Source organism: Pseudomonas chlororaphis subsp. aurantiaca, assembly GCF_013466605.1.
In the GTDB taxonomy this organism is placed as follows: Bacteria; Pseudomonadota; Gammaproteobacteria; order Pseudomonadales; family Pseudomonadaceae; genus Aquipseudomonas; species Aquipseudomonas chlororaphis_I.
Genome location: NZ_CP059162.1, coordinates 6,675,549 through 6,698,685 on the forward strand (window position 1 = coordinate 6,675,549; position 23,137 = coordinate 6,698,685).

General features: G+C 62.0%; 23 protein-coding genes and 1 pseudogene. 15 read left to right on the forward strand and 9 right to left on the reverse strand.

What is annotated here, in order from left to right; translation table 11 throughout:
* Window positions 1-27 precede the first annotated feature (27 nt).
* A complete protein-coding gene (locus H0I86_RS30665; RefSeq protein ID WP_373369394.1) occupies window positions 28-1,566 on the forward strand; it encodes a phospholipase D family protein in 1,539 nt (512 codons plus the stop codon).
* A 97-nt stretch (window positions 1,567-1,663) separates the two neighbouring features.
* On the opposite strand, the gene H0I86_RS30670 is transcribed toward H0I86_RS30665, so the two are convergent.
* Both H0I86_RS30670 and H0I86_RS30675 read right to left on the reverse strand, forming a co-directional pair.
* Window positions 1,664-2,812 (reverse strand): MFS transporter, encoded by a 1,149-nt coding sequence (locus H0I86_RS30670; protein WP_180923261.1) that lies wholly within the window; start codon window positions 2,810-2,812, stop codon window positions 1,664-1,666.
* A 141-nt stretch (window positions 2,813-2,953) separates the two neighbouring features.
* A complete protein-coding gene (locus H0I86_RS30675) occupies window positions 2,954-4,447 on the reverse strand; it encodes an aldehyde dehydrogenase (RefSeq protein WP_180923262.1) in 1,494 nt (497 codons plus the stop codon).
* 235 nt (window positions 4,448-4,682) lie between these two features.
* Between H0I86_RS30675 and H0I86_RS30680 the strand changes: the two genes are divergently transcribed.
* Window positions 4,683-5,045, forward strand: a complete 363-nt coding sequence (locus H0I86_RS30680; protein WP_180923263.1) for a cupin domain-containing protein — start codon at window positions 4,683-4,685, stop codon at window positions 5,043-5,045.
* Window positions 5,046-5,103: 58 nt separating this feature from the next.
* Here the strand turns inward: H0I86_RS30680 and rpmG are convergent, their stop codons facing one another.
* The gene (gene rpmG, locus H0I86_RS30685) at window positions 5,104-5,259 is read right to left on the reverse strand and encodes a 50S ribosomal protein L33 (protein ID WP_003177274.1); all 156 of its coding nucleotides are present in this window, start codon (window positions 5,257-5,259) and stop codon (window positions 5,104-5,106) included.
* An 11-nt stretch (window positions 5,260-5,270) separates the two neighbouring features.
* Window positions 5,271-5,504 (reverse strand): 50S ribosomal protein L28, encoded by a 234-nt coding sequence (gene rpmB, locus H0I86_RS30690; protein WP_007921114.1) that lies wholly within the window; start codon window positions 5,502-5,504, stop codon window positions 5,271-5,273.
* A 545-nt stretch (window positions 5,505-6,049) separates the two neighbouring features.
* On the opposite strand from rpmB, the gene H0I86_RS30695 reads away from it, so the two are divergent.
* Window positions 6,050-7,639 (forward strand): ABC transporter substrate-binding protein, encoded by a 1,590-nt coding sequence (locus H0I86_RS30695; protein ID WP_180923264.1) that lies wholly within the window; start codon window positions 6,050-6,052, stop codon window positions 7,637-7,639.
* A gap of 6 nt (window positions 7,640-7,645) precedes the next feature.
* On the opposite strand, the gene radC is transcribed toward H0I86_RS30695, so the two are convergent.
* Window positions 7,646-8,320, reverse strand: coding sequence for a RadC family protein (gene radC, locus H0I86_RS30700; protein WP_007921116.1), 675 nt, complete (start codon window positions 8,318-8,320; stop codon window positions 7,646-7,648).
* Window positions 8,321-8,451: 131 nt separating this feature from the next.
* On the opposite strand from radC, the gene coaBC reads away from it, so the two are divergent.
* From coaBC to argB, 4 genes and pseudogenes are all read left to right on the forward strand, one after another.
* Window positions 8,452-9,660, forward strand: coding sequence for a bifunctional phosphopantothenoylcysteine decarboxylase/phosphopantothenate--cysteine ligase CoaBC (coaBC, locus tag H0I86_RS30705; RefSeq protein WP_016703156.1), 1,209 nt, complete (start codon window positions 8,452-8,454; stop codon window positions 9,658-9,660).
* Between the two features lie 5 nt (window positions 9,661-9,665).
* Window positions 9,666-10,121 (forward strand): dUTP diphosphatase, encoded by a 456-nt coding sequence (gene dut / locus H0I86_RS30710; RefSeq protein ID WP_180923265.1) that lies wholly within the window; start codon window positions 9,666-9,668, stop codon window positions 10,119-10,121.
* 251 nt (window positions 10,122-10,372) lie between these two features.
* Window positions 10,373-11,776 (forward strand): annotated as a pseudogene (locus tag H0I86_RS30715) (phosphomannomutase/phosphoglucomutase); the annotation flags it as partial.
* Between the two features lie 39 nt (window positions 11,777-11,815).
* Window positions 11,816-12,721, forward strand: coding sequence for an acetylglutamate kinase (argB, locus tag H0I86_RS30720; protein WP_007921120.1), 906 nt, complete (start codon window positions 11,816-11,818; stop codon window positions 12,719-12,721).
* Window positions 12,722-12,814: 93 nt separating this feature from the next.
* Here argB and pyrE read toward each other — a convergent pair whose 3' ends face one another.
* A complete protein-coding gene (pyrE, locus tag H0I86_RS30725; RefSeq protein WP_007921122.1) occupies window positions 12,815-13,459 on the reverse strand; it encodes an orotate phosphoribosyltransferase in 645 nt (214 codons plus the stop codon).
* A gap of 81 nt (window positions 13,460-13,540) precedes the next feature.
* Here pyrE and crc point away from each other — a divergent pair, with 81 nt between their 5' ends.
* Window positions 13,541-14,320, forward strand: coding sequence for a catabolite repression control protein Crc (gene crc / locus H0I86_RS30730; RefSeq protein WP_003176915.1), 780 nt, complete (start codon window positions 13,541-13,543; stop codon window positions 14,318-14,320).
* Between the two features lie 61 nt (window positions 14,321-14,381).
* Here crc and H0I86_RS30735 read toward each other — a convergent pair whose 3' ends face one another.
* Both H0I86_RS30735 and rph read right to left on the reverse strand, forming a co-directional pair.
* On the reverse strand, window positions 14,382-14,750 hold the full coding sequence (locus H0I86_RS30735; RefSeq protein WP_007921123.1) for a DUF4870 domain-containing protein: 369 nt from the start codon (window positions 14,748-14,750) through the stop codon (window positions 14,382-14,384).
* A gap of 31 nt (window positions 14,751-14,781) precedes the next feature.
* Window positions 14,782-15,504 (reverse strand): ribonuclease PH, encoded by a 723-nt coding sequence (gene rph / locus H0I86_RS30740; RefSeq protein ID WP_007921124.1) that lies wholly within the window; start codon window positions 15,502-15,504, stop codon window positions 14,782-14,784.
* 269 nt (window positions 15,505-15,773) lie between these two features.
* On the opposite strand from rph, the gene H0I86_RS30745 reads away from it, so the two are divergent.
* The 6 genes from H0I86_RS30745 to H0I86_RS30770 all read left to right on the forward strand — a co-directional run bounded on the left by H0I86_RS30745 (window position 15,774) and on the right by H0I86_RS30770 (window position 21,077).
* Window positions 15,774-16,637 (forward strand): YicC/YloC family endoribonuclease, encoded by an 864-nt coding sequence (locus tag H0I86_RS30745; RefSeq protein ID WP_180923266.1) that lies wholly within the window; start codon window positions 15,774-15,776, stop codon window positions 16,635-16,637.
* Between the two features lie 12 nt (window positions 16,638-16,649).
* Window positions 16,650-17,270, forward strand: coding sequence for a guanylate kinase (gene gmk, locus H0I86_RS30750; protein WP_009051568.1), 621 nt, complete (start codon window positions 16,650-16,652; stop codon window positions 17,268-17,270).
* 167 nt (window positions 17,271-17,437) lie between these two features.
* Window positions 17,438-17,701 (forward strand): DNA-directed RNA polymerase subunit omega, encoded by a 264-nt coding sequence (gene rpoZ / locus H0I86_RS30755; RefSeq protein WP_007921129.1) that lies wholly within the window; start codon window positions 17,438-17,440, stop codon window positions 17,699-17,701.
* A gap of 57 nt (window positions 17,702-17,758) precedes the next feature.
* On the forward strand, window positions 17,759-19,864 hold the full coding sequence (gene spoT / locus H0I86_RS30760) for a bifunctional GTP diphosphokinase/guanosine-3',5'-bis pyrophosphate 3'-pyrophosphohydrolase (RefSeq protein ID WP_007921131.1): 2,106 nt from the start codon (window positions 17,759-17,761) through the stop codon (window positions 19,862-19,864).
* 36 nt (window positions 19,865-19,900) lie between these two features.
* A complete protein-coding gene (ridA, locus tag H0I86_RS30765) occupies window positions 19,901-20,281 on the forward strand; it encodes a deaminase RidA (RefSeq protein ID WP_007921133.1) in 381 nt (126 codons plus the stop codon).
* A 55-nt stretch (window positions 20,282-20,336) separates the two neighbouring features.
* Entirely contained in the window at window positions 20,337-21,077 is a 741-nt protein-coding gene (locus tag H0I86_RS30770; RefSeq protein ID WP_009051569.1) for a putative periplasmic lipoprotein, read from the forward strand.
* 49 nt (window positions 21,078-21,126) lie between these two features.
* Here the strand turns inward: H0I86_RS30770 and H0I86_RS30775 are convergent, their stop codons facing one another.
* Complete coding sequence (locus H0I86_RS30775; RefSeq protein ID WP_180923267.1) at window positions 21,127-21,984, reverse strand: SDR family oxidoreductase; 858 nt, start codon at window positions 21,982-21,984, stop codon at window positions 21,127-21,129.
* Window positions 21,985-22,171: 187 nt separating this feature from the next.
* Here H0I86_RS30775 and exbB point away from each other — a divergent pair, with 187 nt between their 5' ends.
* The gene (gene exbB / locus H0I86_RS30780) at window positions 22,172-23,131 is read left to right on the forward strand and encodes a tonB-system energizer ExbB (protein WP_180923268.1); all 960 of its coding nucleotides are present in this window, start codon (window positions 22,172-22,174) and stop codon (window positions 23,129-23,131) included.
* Window positions 23,132-23,137: the final 6 nt, after the last annotated feature.

Genomic DNA, 23,137 nt, shown 5'->3' on the forward strand with positions numbered 1-23,137 from the left:
AGATCCCGACAGGCCTTGGCCTTCCTTATGCTGATCGCGCTGTGCCTGGGCGGCTGCGTCAGCCTCAATGTGCCACGCGAGCCCAGCCAGGTACTGCCAGCCACCAACTCGGCCTTCGGTCGCTCGATCCAGGCCCAGGCCGCGGCCTATCAGGGACGCTCCGGCTTTCGCCTGCTGTCCGACAGCAGCGAAGCCTTCATCGCTCGCGCCGAGCTGATCCGCAACGCCCAGAGCAGCCTCGACCTGCAGTACTACATCGTCCATGACGGCATCAGCACCCGGATGCTGGTGGATGAACTGCTCAAGGCCGCCGACCGCGGCGTGCGCATCCGCATCCTGCTGGACGACACCACCAGCGACGGCCTGGAACAGACCATGGCCACCCTCGCCGCCCATCCGCGGATACAGATCCGCCTGTTCAACCCCCTGCACCTGGGGCGCAGCACCGGCGTGACCCGTACCATGGGGCGCCTGTTCAACCTGTCGCTGCAACATCGGCGGATGCACAACAAGCTGTGGCTGGCGGACAACAGCGCGGCCATCGTCGGTGGGCGCAATCTGGGGGACGAGTACTTCGATGCCGAACCCAACCTGAACTTCACCGACATCGACATCCTCGGTTTCGGCCCGGTGGCCGAACAGCTCGGGCACAGCTTCGACCAGTACTGGAACAGTGCCCTGAGCAAACCCATCGGCGAATTTCTGTCACGCCTGCCATCGGCCAGGGAACTGGCCAACACCCGACTGCAACTGCAGCAATCGCTGGACGACGTCCAGCAGCAGGATCATGCGCTGTTTCAGGAGCTCAAGGCCTATCGGACCCAGCCGCGCATGAACGTCTGGCGCAAGGAACTGATCTGGGCCTGGAACAAGGCGCTGTGGGACGCCCCGAGCAAAGTCTTGTCCGACGGCGAGCCCGACCCGCACCTGCTGTTGACCACCCAGCTGGCGCCGGAGCTACAGAGCGTCAGCAAAGAGTTGATGATGGTTTCGGCCTACTTCGTCCCCGGCCAACCGGGCCTGGTTTACCTCACCGGACGCGCCGACGCCGGGGTTGCGGTGAGCCTGCTGACCAACTCCCTGGAAGCCACCGACGTACCAGCGGTCCACGGCGGCTACGCACCGTATCGCAAGGCGCTGCTGCAACACGGCGTGAAACTCTACGAACTGAGGCGTCAACCCGGTAACGGTGGCGGCAGCGGCCCTCATCTGTTCCACAGCGCGTCGTATCCTGCCTCGGACTCCAGCCTGCACAGCAAGGCGATGATTTTCGATCGCCAGAAGTCCTTTATCGGCTCCTTCAATTTCGACCCGCGCTCGGTGCTGTGGAACACCGAAGTCGGGGTACTGGTGGACAGCCCGGAGCTGGCCGAACGCGTTCGCAGCCTGGCGCTGCAAGGCATGGCGCCGGCCCTGAGCTACGAAGCGAAGCTGCAGGACGGCAAGTTGGTCTGGGTCACCGAAGACAACCAGCAATTGCACACCCTGACCCGCGAGCCAGGCAGCTGGTGGCGGCGCTTCAATGCCTGGATGAGCAATACCATCGGCCTCGAACGGATGCTCTGAGCCCAGCCCTTGTAGGAGCGAGGCTTGCCCGCGATAGCGGAACCACATTCAATCAAGATGTTGACTGTCAGCCCCTCATCGCGGACAAGCCTCGTTCCTACAAAGCTTGTGGCTGGACCGCGCCAAACGCGCCTTCACGCAACAACAGCACAATCAGCCCCAGGGCCCCGGCCGCCATCAGCAACAGCAGGGCATGCCCACTGATCCACTGGCTGCCCGCCCCCGCCACCAGCGGCCCGATCAGGCAGCCGATGCCCCACAGCTGGGCGACATGGGCATTGGCGCGCACCAGCGCATCGTCGCGGTAGCGTTCGCCGATCAGAATCAACGACAAGGTGAACAGCCCCCCGGCGCTGGCGCCGAACAGCACCCACAGCGGCCAGATCAGCAGGGTGTCGAGCAGCAACGGAATGGCCAGGCTCGACAGCAGCAGGATCACCGCGCAGCCGGCGAACAAGGCGCGCCGCGATACGCGATCGGCCAGGGCGCCGATTGGCAACTGCAACAAGGCATCGCCCACCACCACGGTGCTGACCATCGCCAGGGCGATTTCCTCGGTAAACCCTTGGCGCAGGCAGTAGACCGGCAGCAGGGTCAGGATCATCGCTTCAAACGCGGCGAACAGCGCCACCGCCCAGCCAATGGCCGGCAGGCCACGGCAGAACCGCCATAGGTCACCGAAGGTCACGCTGCAGGACTCGCTGCTCGGCGCGCCGCTGCGGCCCATCAGCAGCAGAGGCGACACCACCAGTAGCACGACGCCCACCCAGAAACCGTAGTCATGCTCGGTGCCCAAGGCCCCCAGCAGCAGCGGGCCGGCCAACTGGCTCAGGGCATAGCTGCTGCCGTACAGCGCCACCAGGCGACCGCGCCACTGCTCCACCACCAATTGGTTGATCCAGCTTTCGCCAAGAATGAAGACGATGGTCAGCACCACGCCGATCATCAGCCGCAGCACCAGCCATAGGGGATAACTCGGCAACAGCGCCAGCAGGCCAATGGAGATCGCCCCGCCCCACAGGCACAGGCGCATCAGCCCCGCCGTGCCAAAGCGCGCCGCCAGGCGGCTGGACACCTTGGCCCCAAGCAAGACGCCAATCGCCGGCATCGAGGCCATCACCCCGATTGCAAAGGGCCCATACCCCCAACTCTCCAGGCGAAACGACACCAGCGGCATACTCACGCCCAGGGCCAGGCCCACACTCAGGACAGCCGCCAAAACGGCGAAATAAGTTGCCCAGCGCATTTCCACGCTCCTGTGGATGTTTTTTCATGACAGAGACAACGCAGCCGGACCTCCCTGGCGGAAAGTCCGGCTGCGATATGGATCGGCTAACGGTGCGCGGGACGGCGCCTGTTCAGACGCCCGATATCCGCGCCCCTTGAATTACAGCTTGATCCAGGTCGCCTTCAGTTCGGTGTACTTGTCGAACGCGTGCAGCGACTTGTCGCGACCGTTGCCCGACTGCTTGAAGCCGCCGAACGGCGCGGTCATGTCGCCGCCGTCGTACTGGTTGACCCAGACGCTGCCGGCACGCAGCGCCTTGGCGGTCAGGTGGGCCTTGGAGATATTGGCCGTCCATACCGCCGCGGCCAGGCCATACGGCGTGTCGTTGGCGATCTGGATGGCTTCTTCCACCGTGTCGAAGGCGATGACCGAGAGCACCGGGCCGAAGATCTCTTCCTGGGCGATCTTCATCGCGTTGCTGACGCCGTCGAAGATGGTCGGCTCAACGTAGGTACCGCCGGTTTCCTGCAGGGTGCGCTTGCCGCCCACCACCAGCTTGGCGCCGTCGGCATGGCCGGACTCGATGTACGACAGCACGGTGTTCATCTGCTGGGTATCCACCAGCGCGCCGACGTTGGTGGCCGGGTCCAGTGGGTTGCCCGGCTTCCAGGCCTTGAGGGCCTCGATCACCAGCGGCAGGAATTTATCCTTGATCGAGCGCTCCACCAGCAGGCGCGAACCGGCGGTGCAGACTTCGCCCTGGTTGAAGGCAATGGCGCTGGCCGCGGATTCGGCCGCGGCCTGCAAGTCCGGGGCGTCGGCGAACACGATGTTCGGGCTCTTGCCGCCAGCCTCCAGCCAGACGCGCTTCATGTTCGATTCGCCGGAGTAGACCATCAGTTGCTTGGCGATCTTGGTCGAACCGGTGAACACCAGGGTATCGACGTCCATGTGCAGGGCCAGGGCCTTGCCTACCGTGTGGCCATAACCTGGCAGCACGTTGAGCACGCCGGCCGGAATCCCGGCCTCGACAGCCAGCGCAGCGATACGGATAGCGGTCAGCGGCGATTTTTCCGATGGCTTGAGGATCACCGAGTTACCGGTGGACAGTGCCGGACCGAGTTTCCAGCAGGCCATCATCAGCGGGAAGTTCCACGGCACGATGGCGCCGACCACGCCCACCGGCTCGCGAGTCACCAGGCCCAGTTGATTGTGGGGCGTGGCGGCGACTTCGTCGTAGATCTTGTCGATGGCTTCGCCGCTCCAGCTCAGCGCTTGCGCCGCGCCTGGAACGTCGATGCCCAGGGAGTCGCTGATCGGCTTGCCCATGTCCAGGGTTTCGAGCAGGGCCAGCTCTTCGGCGTGCTGCTTCAGCAGGCCGGCAAAACGAATCATGGTGGCCTTGCGCTTGACCGGCGCCAGGCGCGACCAGACACCGGAGTTGAAGGTGGCGCGGGCGTTTTCCACGGCACGTTGCGCGTCGACGGCGTCACAACTGGCAATACTGGCCAGCAGACGGCCATCGACCGGACTGATGCATTCGAAGGTTTCGTTGGAAACGGCGGCGGTGTATTCGCCATTTATATAGGCGCGGCCTTCGATTTTCAGTTCGCGGGCGCGTTGTTCCCAGTCGGCTCGAGTCAGGGTGGTCATGCGAGTGTCCTCCTCTTGTTGGATACAGGCGCCACGCGATCGATGCCGGCACCTTCAGGAATTCTGCCCGGCCAGCCTGCTTCGGCCCATGGCATTCGCCACCCTAAACCAGCGGCACCCGAAGTTTCAATATATTTGACAGAGGCCGGGCAAACGCCATTGCTATGTTCATTTTAATAAACATAGACTTTGGGCTTTCCAGCCACTCGCAGTGCAACCAGGGGGGAATACCAGCATGAGCATCCAGGACATCGTCGACTTCAATCAGGCCAACACTGCGGCCGAGCGGTATCGCCCCGCCCAGGAAAAAGTCCTCAAGGGCGACCCTGAGCAAACCGTGTTCAACCACTACAACAGCCCGTGCGGCCAGATGAACGCCGGAGTATGGGAAGGCGAGGTCGGCCAGTGGACGGTGAGCTACACCGAGCATGAGTATTGCGAGATCGTGCTGGGGGTTTCGGTCCTGCGTGACGGCGAAGGCAATGCCAAGACCTTGCGCGCCGGTGACCGCTTCATCATTCCCGCCGGTTTCCGCGGCACCTGGGAGGTGCTGGAGCCGTGCCGCAAGATCTATGTGATCTTCGAACCGAAAGCCTGAACCCCAGGCACAAAAAAACCCGCTTGAAGGCGGGTTTTTTTGTCAGAAGAAAAATCAATTACTTGATTTTGCCTTCCTTGTAGATCACGTGCTTACGAACAACCGGATCATATTTCTTGATCTCGATTTTGTCCGGAGTAGTGCGCTTGTTCTTGTCGGTAGTGTAGAAGTGACCAGTACCGGCGCTCGAAATCAAACGAATCAATTCACGCATGATTAGCTCCCTTAAACCTTGCCATCGCGACGAAGTTCGGCCAGCACGACATCAATGCCACGCTTGTCGATGATACGCATGCCCTTGGCAGATACGCGCAGACGCACAAAACGCTTCTCGGACTCAACCCAGAAGCGGTGATGCTGCAGGTTCGGCAGGAAACGACGACGGGTTTTGTTGTTTGCGTGGGAAATGTTATTCCCAGTCACCGGACCCTTACCGGTAACTTGACAGACTCTCGACATGCCTCAGCCCTCTAAAACCACATGCCCAACCCGGCATGGGTTGGCCGCTTAATCTCTCAGTCATTTGGCGCCAGGCGCCGCGTTTCTTTAGGGTCTTACCGGCTACACCTACAAGCGAAGGAACCGGGCCCCTAGAAAAGAGCGCTGCTTTATACCAGAAAGACCCCGTAGCAACAACAGCCGGTGTACTTTGGATTTCGAAAAGTCCCTGTTTTCTTGCTCCGGATGCCTGCACCAAAGGCTGGGGCCATGACTGACCGCTCGTCGCAGAATAAATTTTCCGTGGACGAAACAGACGGCAAAACCAGCATGAACAGCCGCTGTGCCGGTGACTCCAAGTCAATATATGGAAAAAACCTCTGTCAATTTATGCCTAGTGTAACCATGGCAGTTGGCCGCAGAGAGGCTTGGCGCAGCAATAAACGCAAACCTTTCCGGCCCGCAGCCCCAAAAAGGGGATAGTCATTTTCCAGTGAGGCCACTAGGGTAAGCCTTTTCCAGACTGCACTCGCAGATGGGCCTTCGATCTGCAAAGGAAGCCAAACATGCGCCTCGCTGCCCTCCCGTTCCTGTTCGCCCCTCTTCTTCTGAGCCCGCTGGCCCACGCCGCCGCGTTAAGCGTGTGCACCGAGGCCAGCCCGGAAGGTTTCGACGTGGTGCAGTACAACTCGCTGACCACCACCAACGCCTCGGCCGATGTGCTGATGAATCGCCTGGTGGACTTCGACGCCAGCAGCGGCAAGGTGGTACCGAGCCTGGCCGACAGCTGGGAAGTCTCGGCCGACGGCCTGACCTATGTGTTCAAGCTGCACCCGAAAGTGAAGTTTCACCGCACCGCGTACTTCAACCCGAGCCGCGAGCTGACCGCCGAAGACGTGAAGTTCAGCTTCGACCGCATGCTCGACCCGGCCAACTCCTGGCATAAAGTGGCGCAGAGCGGCTATCCCCATGCCCAGTCGCTGCAACTGCCGGCGCTGATCAAGAAGATCGACGCCCTGGATCCGCTGACCGTGCGCTTTACCCTCGACCACGCCGATTCGACCTTCCTCGCTACCCTGAGCATGGGGTTTGCGTCGATCTACTCCGCCGAATACGCCGACCAGTTGCTCAAGGCCGGCACCCAGGACAAGCTCAACAGCCAGCCAATCGGCACCGGCCCCTTCGTTTTCGGCCGTTTCCAGAAAGACGCGTCGATCCGCTACAAGGCCAACCCCGACTACTTTGCCGGCAAGCCGGCGGTGGACTCGCTGATCTTCGCCATCACCCCGGACGCCAACGTGCGCCTGCAGAAGCTGCGCCGCAACGAATGCCAGATCGCCCTGTCGCCCAAGCCGCTGGACGTGACCGCCGCGCTTGAAGAGCCGGCGCTCAAGGTCGAGAAAACCGCGGCCTTCATGACCGCGTTCGTCGCGATCAACAGCCAGCACCCACCGCTGGACAAACCTGAAGTGCGCCAGGCCATCAACCTCGCCTTCGACAAGGCCAACTACCTGAAAGTGGTCTTCGAAAACACCGCGGAACCCGCCAACGGCCCCTTCCCGCCCAACACCTGGAGCTACGCCAAGGAGTTGCCGGGCTACGCCCATGACCCGGCGAAAGCGCGCCAGCTGCTGGCCAAGGCCGGCCTGAAAGACGGTTTCCAGACCACGATCTGGACCCGCCCTTCCGGCAGCCTGCTGAACCCCAACCCGAGCCTAGGCGCGCAACAGCTGCAAGCGGACCTGGCGGAAGTGGGGATCCAGGCGGAGATCCGCGTGATCGAATGGGGCGAACTGATTCGTCGGGCCAAGGCCGGCGAACACGACCTGCTGTTCATGGGCTGGGCCGGCGACAACGGCGACCCGGATAACTTCCTCACCCCGCAGTTCACCTGCGCGGCAGTCAAGTCCGGGACCAACTTCGCCCGCTACTGCGACCCGGGCCTGGACAAGCTGATCACCGCCGGCAAGACCACCACCGAGCAGGGCGTGCGCAGCAAGCTTTACCAGCAGGCGCAAACCCAGATCCAGCAGCAGGCCCTGTGGCTGCCGCTGGGCCATCCGACCGCCTTCGCCCTGACGCGCAAGGATGTCCATGGATACCAGGTCAGCCCATTCGGTCGCCAAGACTACTCGAGGGTCAGCCTCAAGCCCTGAGCCCGGCTACATCCAGCCGTATTCGGCCATCGACAGCGGCTCACCCTCGCCGACGATGAAATGGTCGAGTACGCGCACATCCACCAGGTCCAGCGCTTCCGTGAGCCTGCGGGTCAGCACCCGATCCGCCTGGCTCGGCTCGGAAACGCCCGAAGGATGGTTGTGACACAGGATCAGCGCGGCGGCGTTGTGCGCCAGGGCACGCTTGACCACCTGCCGCGGATAGACGCTGGTGGTGTTGATGGAGCCCTGGAACAGCGCCTCGAACGCCAGCACCCGGTGCTTGGAGTCGAGGAACAGGCAACCGAAGACCTCATGCGGCTCATGCCGCAACATCGCCTTGAGGTAGTCGCGGACCGCCACCGGGCTTTCCAGCACCGAATTGCGGCTGAGCTTTTCCGCCAGATGCCGCCGCGCCATTTCCAGCACCGCCTGCAATTGCGCGAACTTGGCCGGGCCCAGGCCCAGTTGCCGGCTGAAGGTCAATTGGTCCGCCTCGAGCAGGCCACGCAGGCTGCCGAACTGATGCAACAGGTGTCGCGCCAGGTCGACCGCGCTTTTTCCGGCGACCCCGGTGCGCAGGAAGATCGCCAGCAACTCGGCATCGGAAAGGGCCAGCGCGCCCTGCTCGAGAAGCTTCTCCCGCGGGCGCTCCGCCGCAGGCCAGTCGCGAATGCTCATAGCACCTCCATGTGTGTGGGCGCCGCTGTTCCATAGCGGTCGCTGTGCTATCTTAGCCCATCTTTTTGCGTGGGATTTCCCCTGGGGAGGGGGTGTTACACGCAGCAATCATTGAACTGAAAGGCAGGCCTATGCAGCGGCTGTATCGGAAACGCATCGTTCTCGGCGTCGGCGGCGGCATCGCTGCCTATAAGAGTGCCGAGCTGGTTCGCCGACTCCTCGACCATGGCGCGGAAGTGCGTGTGGTCATGACCCGTGGCGGCAGTGAATTCATCACCCCGCTGACCATGCAGGCCCTGTCCGGGCACCCGGTCCACCTGGACCTGCTCGACCCCGCGGCCGAAGCCGCCATGGGCCATATCGAACTGGCCAAATGGGCCGACCTGGTGCTGATCGCCCCGGCCACCGCCGACCTGATCGCCCGTCTGGCCCAAGGCATCGCCGACGACCTGCTGACCACCCTGGTCCTGGCCACCGATGCCACCGTCGCCATCGCCCCGGCCATGAACCAGGCCATGTGGCGCGACCCGGCCACCCAGGCCAACACCCAGTTGCTGCAAAGCCGCGGACTGAAAGTCTTCGGCCCGGCTTCCGGCAGCCAGGCCTGTGGCGACGTCGGCCTGGGCCGCATGCTCGAAGCCAACGATCTGGCGCTGTGCGCCGCCGACTGCTTCCAGCACCTGGCGCTGACCGGCAAACACGTGCTGATTACCGCCGGCCCGACCCAGGAAAACATCGACCCGGTGCGCTACATCACCAACCACAGCTCCGGAAAAATGGGCTTTGCCCTGGCTGAAGCCGCGGTCGAAGCCGGCGCCCGGGTGACCCTGATCACCGGTCCGGTGCACCTGCCGACCCCGGATCGCGTGACCCGGATCGACGTGGTCAGCGCCCGCGACATGCTCGCCGCCTGTGAAGCCGCCATCCCCTGCGACCTGTTTATCGCCTCGGCCGCGGTCGCGGACTACCGCCCGGAAGTCGTCGCCCCACAGAAACTGAAGAAAGACCCTACGAACGGCGACGGCCTGCTGCTGCAGATGGTGCGCAACCCGGACATCCTGGCCAGCATCGCCACCCGCCCCGACCGTCCGTTCAGCGTCGGCTTCGCCGCTGAAACCGAACACTTGCTCGACTACGCTGCGCGCAAACTCAAAGACAAGAACCTCGACCTGATCGTCGCCAACGACGTGGCCAACCCGAGCATTGGCTTCAACAGCGAGGAAAACGCCTGCAGCGTGATTGACCGGGAGTTGCACGCAACTCTCTTCGCCCAGACCAGCAAGGGCAAGATTGCCCGCCAACTGATCTCTTTCATCGCCGAACGGCTGAACCAGGTTTAACTCGCATGCACGCTTTACAAGCCAAGATCCTCGATCCACGTATCGGCAACGAATTCCCTCTGCCGCAGTACGCCACGCCAGGCTCCGCCGGCCTCGACCTGCGCGCCATGCTCAAGCAGGACACTATCCTGGAACCAGGCCAGACCCTGCTGATTCCTACCGGCCTGTCCGTCTACATCGGCGACCCTGGCCTCGCGGCGCTGATCCTGCCGCGCTCCGGCCTGGGTCACAAGCACGGCATCGTCCTGGGCAACCTGGTCGGCCTGATCGACTCCGATTACCAGGGCGAACTCATGGTCTCCTGCTGGAACCGTGGCCAGACCACGTTCAACATCGCGGTGGGCGAACGCATTGCCCAGTTGGTGCTGGTGCCCGTGGTCCAGGCGCACTTCGAAGTGGTCGAAGCCTTCGTCGAAAGCCAGCGCGGCGCGGGCGGTTTCGGTCACTCCGGCAGCCATTGAGCAAAAAAACGGGCCGAGCCAACGGCTCGGCCTGAGATTGGCGGGTTGTGTTTCAACGCTAAAGTTCAGCTGCTTTACTCAGAGACTGAACCGCCCGGAATCAAGGCTGAAGGTGGTCGAAAAAGAGCTGACGCTCATCAGATGGCATTTTTGCACCATGAACCCAAGGGCAAAAACGCCGTCATACCCTTCAGTTTGAGCCTTCCGGTCAGTATTCCGACCTGTCCTGCCCCCTTTTAGACGGAGCACCCCCAGTGATGAGCAATGCAGCCCAAGTCGTACCCAAGTTCCCTGAAAGCATCTTTCGCGCTTACGACATTCGCGGAACCGTTCCGGAAACCCTGAACGCAGAAACCGCCTACTGGATCGGTCGCGCCATTGGCTCCGAGAGCCTGGCCCAGGGCGAACCCAACGTTTGCGTAGGCCGTGACGGTCGCCTGTCCGGCCCCGAGCTGGTGGAGCAACTGATCCAGGGCCTGCACGACAGTGGTTGCCACGTCAGCGATGTCGGCCTGGTACCGACACCGGCGCTGTATTACGCGGCCAATGTGCTGGCTGGCAAATCCGGGGTGATGCTCACCGGTAGCCACAACCCGTCGAACTACAACGGCTTCAAGATCGTCATCGCCGGCGATACCCTGGCCAACGAACAGATCCAGGCCCTGCACGATCGCCTCAAGACCAACAACCTGAGTAGCGGCCAGGGCAGCATCACCAAGGTCGATATCCTCGATCGCTACGGCAAGGAAATCACCGCCGACGTCAAACTCGCCCGGCGCCTGAAAGTGGTGGTCGACTGTGGTAACGGCGCGGCCGGCGTCATCGCGCCTCAGCTGATCGAAGCCCTGAACTGCGAAGTCATCCCGCTGTTCTGCGAAGTGGACGGCAACTTCCCCAACCACCACCCGGACCCGGGCAAGCCCGAGAACCTGGAAGACCTGATCGCCAAGGTCGCAGAGACCAACGCCGATATCGGCCTGGCCTTCGACGGTGATGGCGACCGCGTGGGCGTCGTGACCAACACCGGCAGCATCGTCTTCCCCGATCGCCTGCTGATGCTGTTCGCCAAGGACGTGGTAGCCCGCAACCCGGGTGCGGAGATCATCTTCGACGTCAAATGCACCCGCCGCCTGATCCCGCTGATCAAGGAATACGGCGGTCGCCCACTTATGTGGAAGACCGGCCACTCGTTGATCAAAAAGAAAATGAAGCAGACCGGCGCGTTGCTGGCCGGTGAAATGAGCGGGCATGTCTTCTTCAAGGAACGCTGGTTCGGTTTCGACGACGGCATCTACAGCGCCGCGCGGCTGCTGGAGATCCTCAGCAAGGAAAAATCCAACGCGGAAGAGCTGTTTGCCACCTTCCCGAACGATATTTCTACACCGGAAATCAATATCCATGTGACCGAAGAGAGCAAATTCAGCATCATTGATGCGCTGCACGACGCGCAATGGGGCGAAGGCGCCGACCTGACCACCATCGACGGCGTACGAGTCGACTACCCCAAAGGCTGGGGCCTGGTTCGCGCCTCCAACACCACGCCGGTGCTGGTGCTGCGCTTCGAGGCCGATGACGAAGCCGAACTGCAGCGCATCAAGGATGTGTTCCACACCCAGCTGAAACGTGTTGCACCTGACCTCCAACTACCGTTTTGATTTTCTTCAAGCGCCTTTATTGAAGTGCCGGAGCCCTGAATGACCCTCGAACGCGATGCCGCCGCCAATACCGCCAAGGTCCTGTCCGAAGCGCTGCCTTATATTCGCCGCTATGTCGGCAAGACCCTGGTGATCAAATACGGCGGCAACGCGATGGAAAGCGAGGAGCTGAAGACCGGCTTCGCCCGCGACATCGTGCTGATGAAGGCTGTCGGGATCAACCCGGTGGTGGTGCACGGCGGCGGTCCGCAAATCGGTGACCTGCTCAAGCGCCTGTCCATCGAAAGCCACTTCATCGATGGCATGCGCGTCACCGACGCGGCGACCATGGACGTGGTGGAGATGGTCCTCGGTGGCCAGGTGAACAAGGACATCGTCAACCTGATCAACCGCCATGGCGGCAGCGCCATCGGCCTGACCGGCAAGGACGCGGAGCTGATTCGCGCGAAGAAGCTCACCGTCACCCGCAAGACACCGGAAATGACCACCCCGGAAATCATCGACATCGGCCACGTCGGCGAAGTGGTCGGCATCAACACCGACCTGCTGAACCTGCTGGTCAAAGGTGATTTCATCCCGGTAATCGCTCCGATCGGCGTCGGCGCCAACGGCGAGTCGTACAACATCAACGCCGACCTGGTGGCCGGCAAGGTGGCCGAGGCGCTGAAAGCCGAGAAGCTGATGCTGCTGACCAACATCGCCGGCCTGATGGACAAGTCGGGCAAGGTCCTGACCGGCCTGACCACCCAGCAGGTCGATGCCCTGATCGAAGACGGCACTATCTACGGCGGCATGCTGCCGAAGATTCGCTGCGCGCTGGAAGCGGTACAGGGTGGCGTGGGCAGCTCGTTGATCATTGACGGTCGCGTACCCAATGCGATTCTGCTGGAGATCTTCACCGATACCGGTGTCGGCACCCTGATCAGCAATCGCAAGCGTCCTTAGGCGCTGCAAACAAAAAGCCCCTGCCTGGCCAAGCCAGGCGGGGGCTTTTTTATTACGTCTCTATTAGGAGCGAGCCTGCCCGCCCCTACGTAGTCAGACGCCGAATTGTGCGCGGTAGGCTTCCACCGCTGGCAGATGCTGCTTGAGCGCCGGATCGTCCGCCAGGAACTGCAGGACCTGGGTCAGGGAAACGATGCTCACCACCGGAATGCCGAAGTCGCGCTCGACTTCCTGGATCGCCGACAACTCACCGTTGCCACGCTCCTGACGGTTCAGGGCGATCAACACACCCGCCGCCTTGGCGCCTTCCTGGGATTCGATGATCTGCATCACTTCGCGAATCGCGGTGCCCGCGGTGATCACGTCGTCGATGATCAGCACGTCGCCAGTCAATGGCGCGCCGACCAGGCTGCCGCCTTCGCCGTGAGCCTTGGCTTCCTTGCGGTTGAAGCACCATGGCAGATCGCGCTGATGATGCTCGGCCAGGGCCACGGCCGTCGCTGCCGCCAAAGGAATACCTTTGTACGCAGGACCGAAAAGCACATCGAAAGAAATGCCGCTGTCGACGATCGCCGCGGCATAAAAACGCCCCAGCTGCGCCAGGGCCGAACCGCTGTTGAACAGGCCGGCATTGAAGAAGTAAGGACTGGTACGCCCGGACTTCAGGGTGAACTCACCGAAGCGCAAAACCCCGCGATCGATGGCAAAACGAATGAAATCGCGCTGATACGCCTGCATGAAAAAGCCCCAAATACCACGGATTTAGCTAATTAGGTAGACCTCGGGTATCATACACGCACGTGATTTTTGGGGCCATTTATGCGGATCATCAGTGTGAACGTCAATGGTATTCAGGCTGCAGTGGAGCGAGGTTTGCTCAGTTGGCTGCAAGCACAGAATGCCGACGTCATCTGCCTGCAGGACACCCGCGCCTCCGCCTTTGAACTGGACGATCCAGCCTTCCAACTGGATGGCTACTTCCTTTATGCCTGCGATGCCGAAGTTCCCGCCCAAGGCGGTGTGGCTTTGTACTCGCGGTTGCAACCGAAGGCTGTCATCAGCGGTCTCGGCTTCGAGACGGCCGACCGCTACGGGCGCTACCTGCAAGCCGATTTCGACAAGGTCAGCATCGCGACCTTGCTGCTTCCTTCCGGACAGAACGGCGATGAAGACTTGAACCAGAAGTTCAAGCTTATGGACGACTTCGCCCGTTACCTGGATAAACAGCGGCGCAAACGTCGCGAGTACATTTATTGTGGCTCGCTGTACGTGGCGCAACAGAAGCTGGATATCAAGAACTGGCGTGACAGCCAGCAATCTCCGGGCTTCCTGGCGCCTGAGCGTGCCTGGATGGACGAGATTGTCGGCAACATGGGTTATGTCGACGCCCTGCGCGAAGTCAGCCGTGAAGGCGATCAATACAGCTGGTGGCCAGACAACGAACAGGCCGAGATGCTCAACCTGGGCTGGCGCTTCGACTATCAGCTGCTGACTCCGGGCCTGCGTCGCTTCGTGCGCAGCGCACGCCTGCCACGCCAGCCGCGCTTCTCGCAGCACGCGCCGCTGATCGTGGACTACGACTGGACGCTGACCATCTAAGCGTCTTTTCGCAGCCACAAAAAAGCCGACATCACTGTCGGCTTTTTTGTGGGCGCCCGGCCTACTTGATCAATCGCCAGGTGAATGGGTAACGATACGCCACCCCTTCATTGGCCTTGACCCCGGCGATGATGGTCAGCACCAGGGCGCCGATCGCCAGCAGACCGAAAAGCAGGAAACCCACCAGCACCACCATCAGCAGGAAGCAGACCAGCGAGGCAAGGGCCACGGTGATCTGAAAGTTCAGCGCCTCCTTGCCCTGGGCATCGATGAACGGGTCCGTCTCGCGCTTCATCTGCCAGAGAACCAGCGGGCCGATCAGGGTCCCGAACGGAATCCAGATGCCCAGCAAGGCCGACAGGTGACAGAACATCGCCCACTGACGCACCTCATGGCTCGGAACAGGTTGCGGAAGCTGGTCGTCGTTCATGCTGCTCTCCTTGCTGAAAGCTACCGGGCAATCAGTCAGCCAGGGCTGCCTGTTGCAATTCAAAGATCTCGCTCATGCCTTTCTTGGCCAGCGCCAGCATCGCGTTCAGCTCTTCCGGCTGGAATGGCGCGCCTTCGGCAGTCCCCTGGACTTCGATGAAACCACCAGTGCTGGTCATGACCACGTTGAGGTCGGTCTCGGCCGCCGAGTCTTCCAGGTAATCCAGATCCAATACCGGCTCACCCTGGTACATGCCCACGGACACCGCCGCGATCATTTGCTTGATCGGGTCGCCGCCCTTCAGGCCGCCACGCTTCTTGATCACTTTCAGCGCATCCACCAGGGCCACCATGGCACCGGTGATCGACGCGGTACGGGTACCGCCATCGGCCTGGATCACATCGCAGTCGACATACAGGGTGACGTCGCCCAGCTTGGTCATGTCCAGCGCAGCGCGCAGGGAACGACCGATCAGACGCTGGATCTCCAGGGTGCGACCGCCTTGCTTGCCGCGACTGGCTTCACGCTGGTTACGCTCGCCGGTGGCGCGCGGCAGCATGCCGTATTCGGCGGTCAACCACCCCTGGCCCTGGCCCTTGAGGAAGCGGGGCACGCCGTTCTCTACGCTGACCGTGCAGATCACTTTGGTATCACCAAACTCGACCAGTACAGATCCCTCGGCGTGTTTGGTGTAGTTGCGGGTGATGCGGATCGAGCGAAGCTGATCGGCAGCGCGACCACTTGGACGTTTCATAGGGAATACCTGTACGGGGACGGAAAACTGCCGATCATTATAGAGCCCACGGCCTTGCCTGGGCAGTTCTAAAAACCCCGGCCCGTCGGCGATACCTCTGGAACGGCCCTCCGGTCGCTTTGCAGTGCTTTGTCACACCCGCAGTTTGGGAGCATCCACCGCACTGCGCTACAATCCTGCGCCTTCGCAGCCTGTCGGCTTCAATTCATTCATATCGGGCCCGTGCAACCCTTCGCGGTTGGTGGCGGACCTGTATCGGAGGTACCTCCATGGTGCACAGCATGACCGCCTTCGCCCGGGTAGAACGGGCCGGCACTCAGGGCACCCTGAGTTGGGAACTGCGCTCGGTCAACAGCCGTTACCTGGAACCGCACCTGCGCTTGCCGGAATCCTTTCGCGACCTGGAAGGCGCGGTCCGCGAGGCTTTGCGCCAGGGACTGTCGCGCGGCAAGCTCGAATGCACCTTGCGCTTCACCGAAGAAACCACCGGCAAACCACTGCAGGTCGACCGGGAGCGCGCCGCGCAACTGGTGGCGGCAGCCGAGTCCGTTGCCAGCCTGATCAAACAGCCGGCGGCGCTGAACCCGCTGGAAGTCCTGGCCTGGCCCGGCGTCCTGGTGGCCGATGCCAGCGACCCGCAGGCGCTGAACAATGAAGCCCTGAGCCTGTTCAACCAGGGCCTGAAAGAGTTGAAGAGCGGTCGCGAGCGCGAAGGCGCGGAGCTGGCCCGACTGATCAACGAACGCCTGAGCTCCATCGAGGAAGACGTCGTGACCCTGCGTGAACTGGTCCCACAGATGCTCGCGACCCAGCGCCAGAAGGTTCTCGATCGCTTCTCCGACATGCAGGCCGAACTGGACCCGACGCGCCTGGAACAGGAAATGGTGCTGCTCGCCCAGAAGAGCGACGTCGCCGAAGAACTGGACCGCCTGAGCACCCACATCATCGAAGTGCGCCGCGTACTCAAGTCCGGCGGCGCCGCTGGCCGGCGCCTGGACTTCCTGATGCAGGAACTCAACCGCGAAGCCAACACACTGGGCTCCAAGGCCTTCGACCCGCGCAGCACCCAGGCTGCGGTCAACCTCAAGGTGTTGATCGAGCAGATGCGCGAACAAGTACAGAATATTGAGTAAGGCTACCCAGACATGAACCACAGCACCGGCACCCTCTACATCATTTCCGCCCCCTCGGGCGCGGGCAAGACCAGCCTGGTCAAGGCCTTGATCGACGCCGACCCGTCGATCCGCGTTTCCGTTTCCCACACCACCCGCGCCATGCGCCCGGGCGAAGTGGACGGCGTGAACTATCACTTCGTCTCCCGCGAAGCATTCGTGAAGATGGGCGAGCACGGCGACTTCCTCGAGCGCGCCGAAGTCTTCGGCAATCTCTATGGCACCTCCCAAAGCCACTTGCAGCAAACCCTGGACGAAGGTCACGACCTGATCCTGGAGATCGACTGGCAAGGTGCCGAGCAAGTGCGCAAGCTGATGCCCCAGGCGCGTTCGATCTTCATCCTGCCGCCGTCCCAGCAGGCCTTGCGCCAGCGCCTGACCAACCGCGGCCAGGACAGCGACGAGATCATCGAAGGCCGGATGCGCGAAGCCGTCAGCGAAATGAGCCACTACGTCGATTACGACTACCTGATCATCAACGACGATTTCGCCCATGCGCTGGACGACCTGAAGGCGATTTTCCGCACCAACCAGCTGCACCAAAAGCATCAGCAACAGCGTTTCGGCAAATTGCTCGCCGAATTGCTGGGCTGAATAGCACTTCCCAAAACCGCTGCAAGGGCTTTACATTGGCGCTTGTAGCGCATCGGAAAGCTTGGTTAAAAAATCAGCGCTTCCCTAATCGCTGGTGATTTTTTAAACTGTTGAGTCCGCTCGCCCATCCGGGCAGCGCGCATATTGCATTTGCTACGAGGAAGACCATGGCCCGCGTAACCGTTGAAGACTGTCTAGAACACGTGGATAACCGCTTTGAGCTGGTCATGCTCTCTACCAAGCGTGCCCGTCAACTGGCAACCGGCGGCAAAGAGCCGAAAGTAGCATGGGAAAACGACAAGCCTACCGTCGTCGCCCTGCGTGAAATCGCTGAAGGCCTGATCGACTACGCAGCTATCGCCGAAGCCGAAATCGTTGAAGATGAACCGCTTTTTGCTGCTTTCGAGGACGAGTCCAACGAGGCCGTCTAAGCCTATGCCTGGTCGACGTAGCACGGCGCGGGATCACAGCCTACGGCAGGAGTCATCATGCCGAGCATAGACGCCCTCGCCGATCGCTTATCGACCTATCTCGGCACGGACCAGGTCAATCTGGTCCGCCGAGCGTATTTCTACGCCGAACAAGCCCATGACGGTCAGCGCCGTCGCAGCGGCGAGGCGTACGTCACGCACCCATTAGCGGTCGCAAACATTCTTGCCGACATGCATATGGACCATCAGAGCCTGATGGCGGCCATGCTGCATGACGTGATCGAAGACACCGGTATCGCCAAAGAAGCGCTGCAGGCGCAGTTCGGTGAAACCGTGGCCGAACTGGTCGACGGGGTCAGCAAACTGACCCAGATGAATTTCGAGACCAAGGCCGAAGCCCAAGCGGAAAACTTCCAGAAGATGGCCATGGCCATGGCGCGCGACATTCGCGTGATCCTGGTCAAGCTGGCCGACCGCCTGCACAACATGCGCACCCTGGAAGTACTGTCCGGTGAAAAACGCCGGCGGATCGCCAAGGAAACCCTGGAGATCTACGCGCCCATCGCCAACCGCCTGGGCATGCACAGCATCCGCATCGAGTTCGAAGACCTCGGGTTCAAGGCCATGCATCCGATGCGTTCCGCGCGGATCTACCAGGCGGTCAAGCGCGCCCGGGGCAACCGCAAGGAAATCGTCAACAAGATCGAAGAATCCCTGAGCCACTGCCTGGCCATCGACGGCATTCAGGGCGAAGTCAGCGGCCGCCAGAAGCACTTGTATGGCATCTATAAAAAGATGCGCGGCAAACGCCGGGCCTTCAACGAGATCATGGACGTCTATGCGTTCCGGATCATCGTCGACAAGGTCGACACCTGCTACCGCGTGCTCGGCGCCGTACACAACCTGTACAAGCCGCTGCCGGGTCGCTTCAAGGATTACATCGCGATCCCCAAGGCCAACGGCTACCAGTCGCTGCACACCACGCTATTCGGCATGCACGGCGTTCCGATCGAAATCCAGATCCGCACCCGCGAAATGGAAGAGATGGCCAACAACGGCATCGCCGCCCACTGGCTGTACAAATCCAGCGGCGACGAGCAGCCAAAGGGCACTCATGCCCGGGCCCGCCAGTGGGTCAAGGGCGTGCTGGAGATGCAACAACGCGCCGGCAACTCCCTGGAATTCATCGAGAGCGTGAAGATCGACCTGTTCCCGGACGAGGTCTACGTGTTCACGCCGAAGGGCCGGATCATGGAGCTGCCCAAAGGCTCCACCGCAGTGGACTTCGCCTACGCGGTGCACACCGACGTCGGCAACAGCTGCATCGCCTGTCGTATCAATCGCCGTCTGGCGCCGCTGTCCGAACCGCTGCAAAGCGGCTCCACCGTGGAAATCGTCAGCGCCCCGGGCGCGCGCCCCAACCCGGCCTGGCTCAACTTCGTGGTCACCGGCAAGGCTCGCACCCACATTCGCCACGCCCTGAAACTGCAACGCCGCTCCGAGTCCATCAGCCTGGGCGAGCGCCTGCTGAACAAGGTACTCAACGGTTTCGACAGCGCGCTGGAAAAGATCCCCGCCGAACGCGTGCAAGCGATGCTCACCGAGTATCGCCTGGAACTGATAGAAGACCTGCTGGAAGACATCGGCCTGGGCAACCGCATGGCCTATGTGGTCGCCCGCCGCCTGCTCGGCGAAGGCGAACAGCTGCCAAGCCCGGAAGGTCCGCTGGCCATTCGCGGTACCGAAGGCCTGGTCCTGAGCTATGCCAAGTGCTGCACGCCGATCCCGGGCGACCCGATTGTCGGCCACCTGTCCGCGGGCAAGGGGATGGTGGTGCACCTGGACAACTGCCGCAATATCAGCGAAATCCGCCACAACCCGGAAAAATGTATCCAGCTTTCGTGGGCCAAGGATGTCACCGGCGAATTCAACGTCGAGCTGCGCGTCGAGCTGGAACACCAGCGTGGCCTGATCGCCCTGCTGGCCAGCAGCGTCAACGCGGCCGACGGCAATATCGAGAAAATCAGCATGGACGAACGGGATGGTCGCATCAGCGTGGTCCAACTGGTGGTCAGCGTGCACGACCGCGTGCACCTGGCTCGCGTGATCAAGAAACTGCGCGCCCTGACCGGGGTCATTCGCATCACTCGCATGCGTGCATAGCTCGCTATACAGCCCGCCCATTACAAGGAGTCATTCATGACCAAGACCGTTATCACCAGCGACAAGGCACCCGCCGCGATCGGCACCTATTCCCAGGCGATCAAGGCGGGCAACACCGTCTACATGTCCGGCCAGATCCCGCTCGATCCAAAGACCATGGAACTGGTGGAAGGCTTCGAAGCCCAGACCGTCCAGGTATTCGAGAACCTCAAGTCCGTGGCCGAGGCCGCCGGTGGTTCGTTCAAGGACATCGTCAAGCTCAACATCTTCCTCACCGACCTGAGCCACTTCGCCAAGGTCAACGAGATCATGGGCAAGTACTTCCAGCAGCCTTACCCTGCCCGCGCCGCCATCGGCGTTGCCGCCCTGCCAAAAGGCGCGCAGGTTGAAATGGATGCCATCCTGGTCATCGAGTAACACGTCCGGCGCGGCTACCCAGGCCGCGCCGTCTTCGTTCTGAAAGGATTTCCTCATGCGCAAAGCGCTAGCCCTCTCGTTGTGCGCCCTGTTCCTCGGCGGCTGTGCCAGCGATCCCGCCGACCGTGACATCAGTGGCACCTGGATCAATCAGGTCGCCATCGACGCCGCCGCCAAAGGCGGACCGCTGCGCGAAGCCCTGCAAGGCTACGGCCCGAACCTGGAATGGGACGTCAACACCAAGGCCAGCCAGGCGCGCTACACCAACGGCTTCGAAAACGTCGAAGGCAAGGTGCTGGCTGAAGAGTCCGGCTCCTGGAAAATCGATTTCTACGGCAGCTCCGCCAGCGAATTGAAACGCGACGGCAAACAATTGCTGCAAGAAGCCAACGACAACGAGCCGGAACAGGTCTTCGATCGTCCCAAGGACCCGGCCCCGGAAGGCGCGCCACTGGGCGCCAACTTCGAGCGCGCACTGTACTCGGCCTACCTGGGCGGCGAATGGAAAATCGTCAATGGCCCGGGCCAAGGCGGCACCGTGCTGTTCCAGTCCAACGGCCAGGTCATGGGCCTGCCGGGCGCCGATCGCTACGCACTCTGCCTCGCCGGCGACTGCGCGTCGATGAGCGGCGGCTATGACAACCTGTGGCTGCAGCTCAACGGCCAGGGCAACCCGTGGATCTTCGCGCGTAACGGTGAGCAACTGGAGATCTTCCAGACCATCAACACCGCCCAGGCGGATGAGGTACCTTCCCTCACCCCAGGTACGCGCCAGTGGCTACTGGAAAAACAGTGATCCAGCAAAAAGGAGCCCAAAGGCTCCTTTTTCTTTATCTATCTGCAACTCAGCCCTGCCCCTGGATAATCTCCGCATACCCCTCGCGAAAACTCGGATAACGCGGCTCCCAGCCCAGGGCCCTGGCGCGGGCATTGCTGCAGCGCTTGCTGCCAGAACGCCGCACACTCGAATTGTCCGCCCACTCGGTCACGCCCAGGTACTCGCGTAGCCAGCCCACCACCTCCGCCAGAGGCACCGGCGCGTCGTCGACCCCGATGTAGCAGTCCTCAAGCGGCACGCCACGCCGATCGGCCTGGAGCAGGAAGGCCAGCAACCCCGCAGCGTCGTCGGCGTGGATGCGGTTGCCATACAACGGTGGATCGATGGCCACGCGATACCCCTGGCGCACTTGGTTCAACAGCCATTCCCGCCCTGGGCCATAGATCCCGGTCAGGCGCACCAGGCTGGCTGGAATGCCGCTCTGCAACGCCACTTGCTCGGCCTCGAGCATCAGCCGGCCGGAATAGCTGTCAGCCTGCGCGGGCGAAGCCTCATCGATCCACTCGCCGTCTTTCTGCCCATAGACGCTGCTGCTGGAAACGAACAGCAGTCGCTTCGGCGACTGCCCGTTCTGCTTGAGCCAGCCCAGCACGTGGGTCAACCCCTCGACATAGGCCGCGCGATAGCCCGCCTCGTCATGCTCGGTGGCGGCCGCGCTGTACACCAGGTAATCCAGCGGCGCGGTGGGCCAGGCAGCCGGACACTGCTCACTGAAAAGATCGCCCGCCACGCCGATCACAGCTTCCGGCAATTGCGAAACCGTGCGCCGCAGGCCGTAGACCTGCCAGTTTTCAGCCAGCAGTTGCTTCGCCAGACGGCTGCCGACATCACCGCAGCCAGCGATCAGAACAGAAGGGGCGGACATCGGAAAACTCCTATCAGAAAGGCACAGACTAGCGTCGGCAATGGACGAGCGGCTAGCAATCAAAGAAAAAAAGATACTCTATTACTTCTGTTAACAAGAATTAGTTGCAATAATGACGACCCATTTGTTCTCGGCCCTGCGAGGCCTAGAAGGACACTTACCCTTTTCCCTCTCAGGTCCGGCCAGCATGACACGCAATCCATTCTCCGCTTCGCCAACCCAACGCCCAAGCCCGCTGCGCGCCATGAGCGCGGCCGCAGCGTTGCTGTTCAGCCTGCTGCTGGCACCGACCGCGGCCTTCGCCGATGAGCAGGCCCCGACTGGCGCCTCGACACCTGCGGCAGCCCACGCGCCGGCCGATGCCGCGGCGCCGGCACCTGCCGAAGGCGAGCCGGCCGAAGACGCACCTGAAGTCCTCGAAGCGGACAACAGCCTGGGCATGGCCCACGACCTGTCCCCTTGGGGCATGTACCAGAACGCCGACATCATCGTGAAGCTGGTGATGATCGGCCTGGCCATCGCCTCGATCATCACCTGGACCATCTGGATCGCCAAAGGCTTCGAGCTGATGGGCGCCAAGCGTCGCCTGCGCGGTGAGATCCTCGCCCTGAAAAAGGCCACTACCCTCAAGGAAGCCAGCGTCACCGCCGCCAAAGAAGGCACCCTGGCCAATCTGCTGGTCCACGACGCCCTGGAAGAAATGCGCCTGTCGGCCAACAGCCGCGAGAAAGAAGGCATCAAGGAACGCGTCAGCTTCCGCCTCGAGCGCCTGGTAGCCGCCTGCGGCCGCAACATGAGCAGCGGCACCGGCGTGCTCGCCACCATCGGTTCCACCGCGCCCTTCGTCGGCCTGTTCGGTACCGTGTGGGGCATCATGAACAGCTTCATCGGCATCGCCAAAACCCAGACCACCAACCTCGCCGTCGTCGCCCCCGGCATCGCCGAGGCCCTGCTGGCCACCGCCCTGGGTCTGGTCGCGGCCATTCCGGCTGTAGTCATCTACAACGTCTTCGCCCGCTCCATCGCCGGCTACAAGGCCCAGGTCTCCGACGCTTCCGCGCAAGTCCTGCTGCTGGTCAGCCGTGATCTCGATCACCTGCCGACCGCCGAGCGCTCTGCGCAACCTCATGTGGCCAAAGTAGGGTAAACCGCC

Bases quoted from the DNA above. Each gene is read 5' to 3' on its own strand.
- H0I86_RS30665 (WP_373369394.1), top strand. From the start codon at position 28: ATGCTGATCGCGCTGTGCCTGGGCGGCTGCGTCAGCCTCAATGTGCCA.
- H0I86_RS30670 (WP_180923261.1), bottom strand. From the start codon at position 2,812: ATGCGCTGGGCAACTTATTTCGCCGTTTTGGCGGCTGTCCTGAGTGTG.
- H0I86_RS30675 (WP_180923262.1), bottom strand. From the start codon at position 4,447: ATGACCACCCTGACTCGAGCCGACTGGGAACAACGCGCCCGCGAACTG.
- H0I86_RS30680 (WP_180923263.1), top strand. From the start codon at position 4,683: ATGAGCATCCAGGACATCGTCGACTTCAATCAGGCCAACACTGCGGCC.
- rpmG (WP_003177274.1), bottom strand. From the start codon at position 5,259: ATGCGTGAATTGATTCGTTTGATTTCGAGCGCCGGTACTGGTCACTTC.
- rpmB (WP_007921114.1), bottom strand. From the start codon at position 5,504: ATGTCGAGAGTCTGTCAAGTTACCGGTAAGGGTCCGGTGACTGGGAAT.
- H0I86_RS30695 (WP_180923264.1), top strand. From the start codon at position 6,050: ATGCGCCTCGCTGCCCTCCCGTTCCTGTTCGCCCCTCTTCTTCTGAGC.
- radC (WP_007921116.1), bottom strand. From the start codon at position 8,320: ATGAGCATTCGCGACTGGCCTGCGGCGGAGCGCCCGCGGGAGAAGCTT.
- coaBC (WP_016703156.1), top strand. From the start codon at position 8,452: ATGCAGCGGCTGTATCGGAAACGCATCGTTCTCGGCGTCGGCGGCGGC.
- dut (WP_180923265.1), top strand. From the start codon at position 9,666: ATGCACGCTTTACAAGCCAAGATCCTCGATCCACGTATCGGCAACGAA.
- argB (WP_007921120.1), top strand. From the start codon at position 11,816: ATGACCCTCGAACGCGATGCCGCCGCCAATACCGCCAAGGTCCTGTCC.
- pyrE (WP_007921122.1), bottom strand. From the start codon at position 13,459: ATGCAGGCGTATCAGCGCGATTTCATTCGTTTTGCCATCGATCGCGGG.
- crc (WP_003176915.1), top strand. From the start codon at position 13,541: ATGCGGATCATCAGTGTGAACGTCAATGGTATTCAGGCTGCAGTGGAG.
- H0I86_RS30735 (WP_007921123.1), bottom strand. From the start codon at position 14,750: ATGAACGACGACCAGCTTCCGCAACCTGTTCCGAGCCATGAGGTGCGT.
- rph (WP_007921124.1), bottom strand. From the start codon at position 15,504: ATGAAACGTCCAAGTGGTCGCGCTGCCGATCAGCTTCGCTCGATCCGC.
- H0I86_RS30745 (WP_180923266.1), top strand. From the start codon at position 15,774: ATGGTGCACAGCATGACCGCCTTCGCCCGGGTAGAACGGGCCGGCACT.
- gmk (WP_009051568.1), top strand. From the start codon at position 16,650: ATGAACCACAGCACCGGCACCCTCTACATCATTTCCGCCCCCTCGGGC.
- rpoZ (WP_007921129.1), top strand. From the start codon at position 17,438: ATGGCCCGCGTAACCGTTGAAGACTGTCTAGAACACGTGGATAACCGC.
- spoT (WP_007921131.1), top strand. From the start codon at position 17,759: ATGCCGAGCATAGACGCCCTCGCCGATCGCTTATCGACCTATCTCGGC.
- ridA (WP_007921133.1), top strand. From the start codon at position 19,901: ATGACCAAGACCGTTATCACCAGCGACAAGGCACCCGCCGCGATCGGC.
- H0I86_RS30770 (WP_009051569.1), top strand. From the start codon at position 20,337: ATGCGCAAAGCGCTAGCCCTCTCGTTGTGCGCCCTGTTCCTCGGCGGC.
- H0I86_RS30775 (WP_180923267.1), bottom strand. From the start codon at position 21,984: ATGTCCGCCCCTTCTGTTCTGATCGCTGGCTGCGGTGATGTCGGCAGC.
- exbB (WP_180923268.1), top strand. From the start codon at position 22,172: ATGACACGCAATCCATTCTCCGCTTCGCCAACCCAACGCCCAAGCCCG.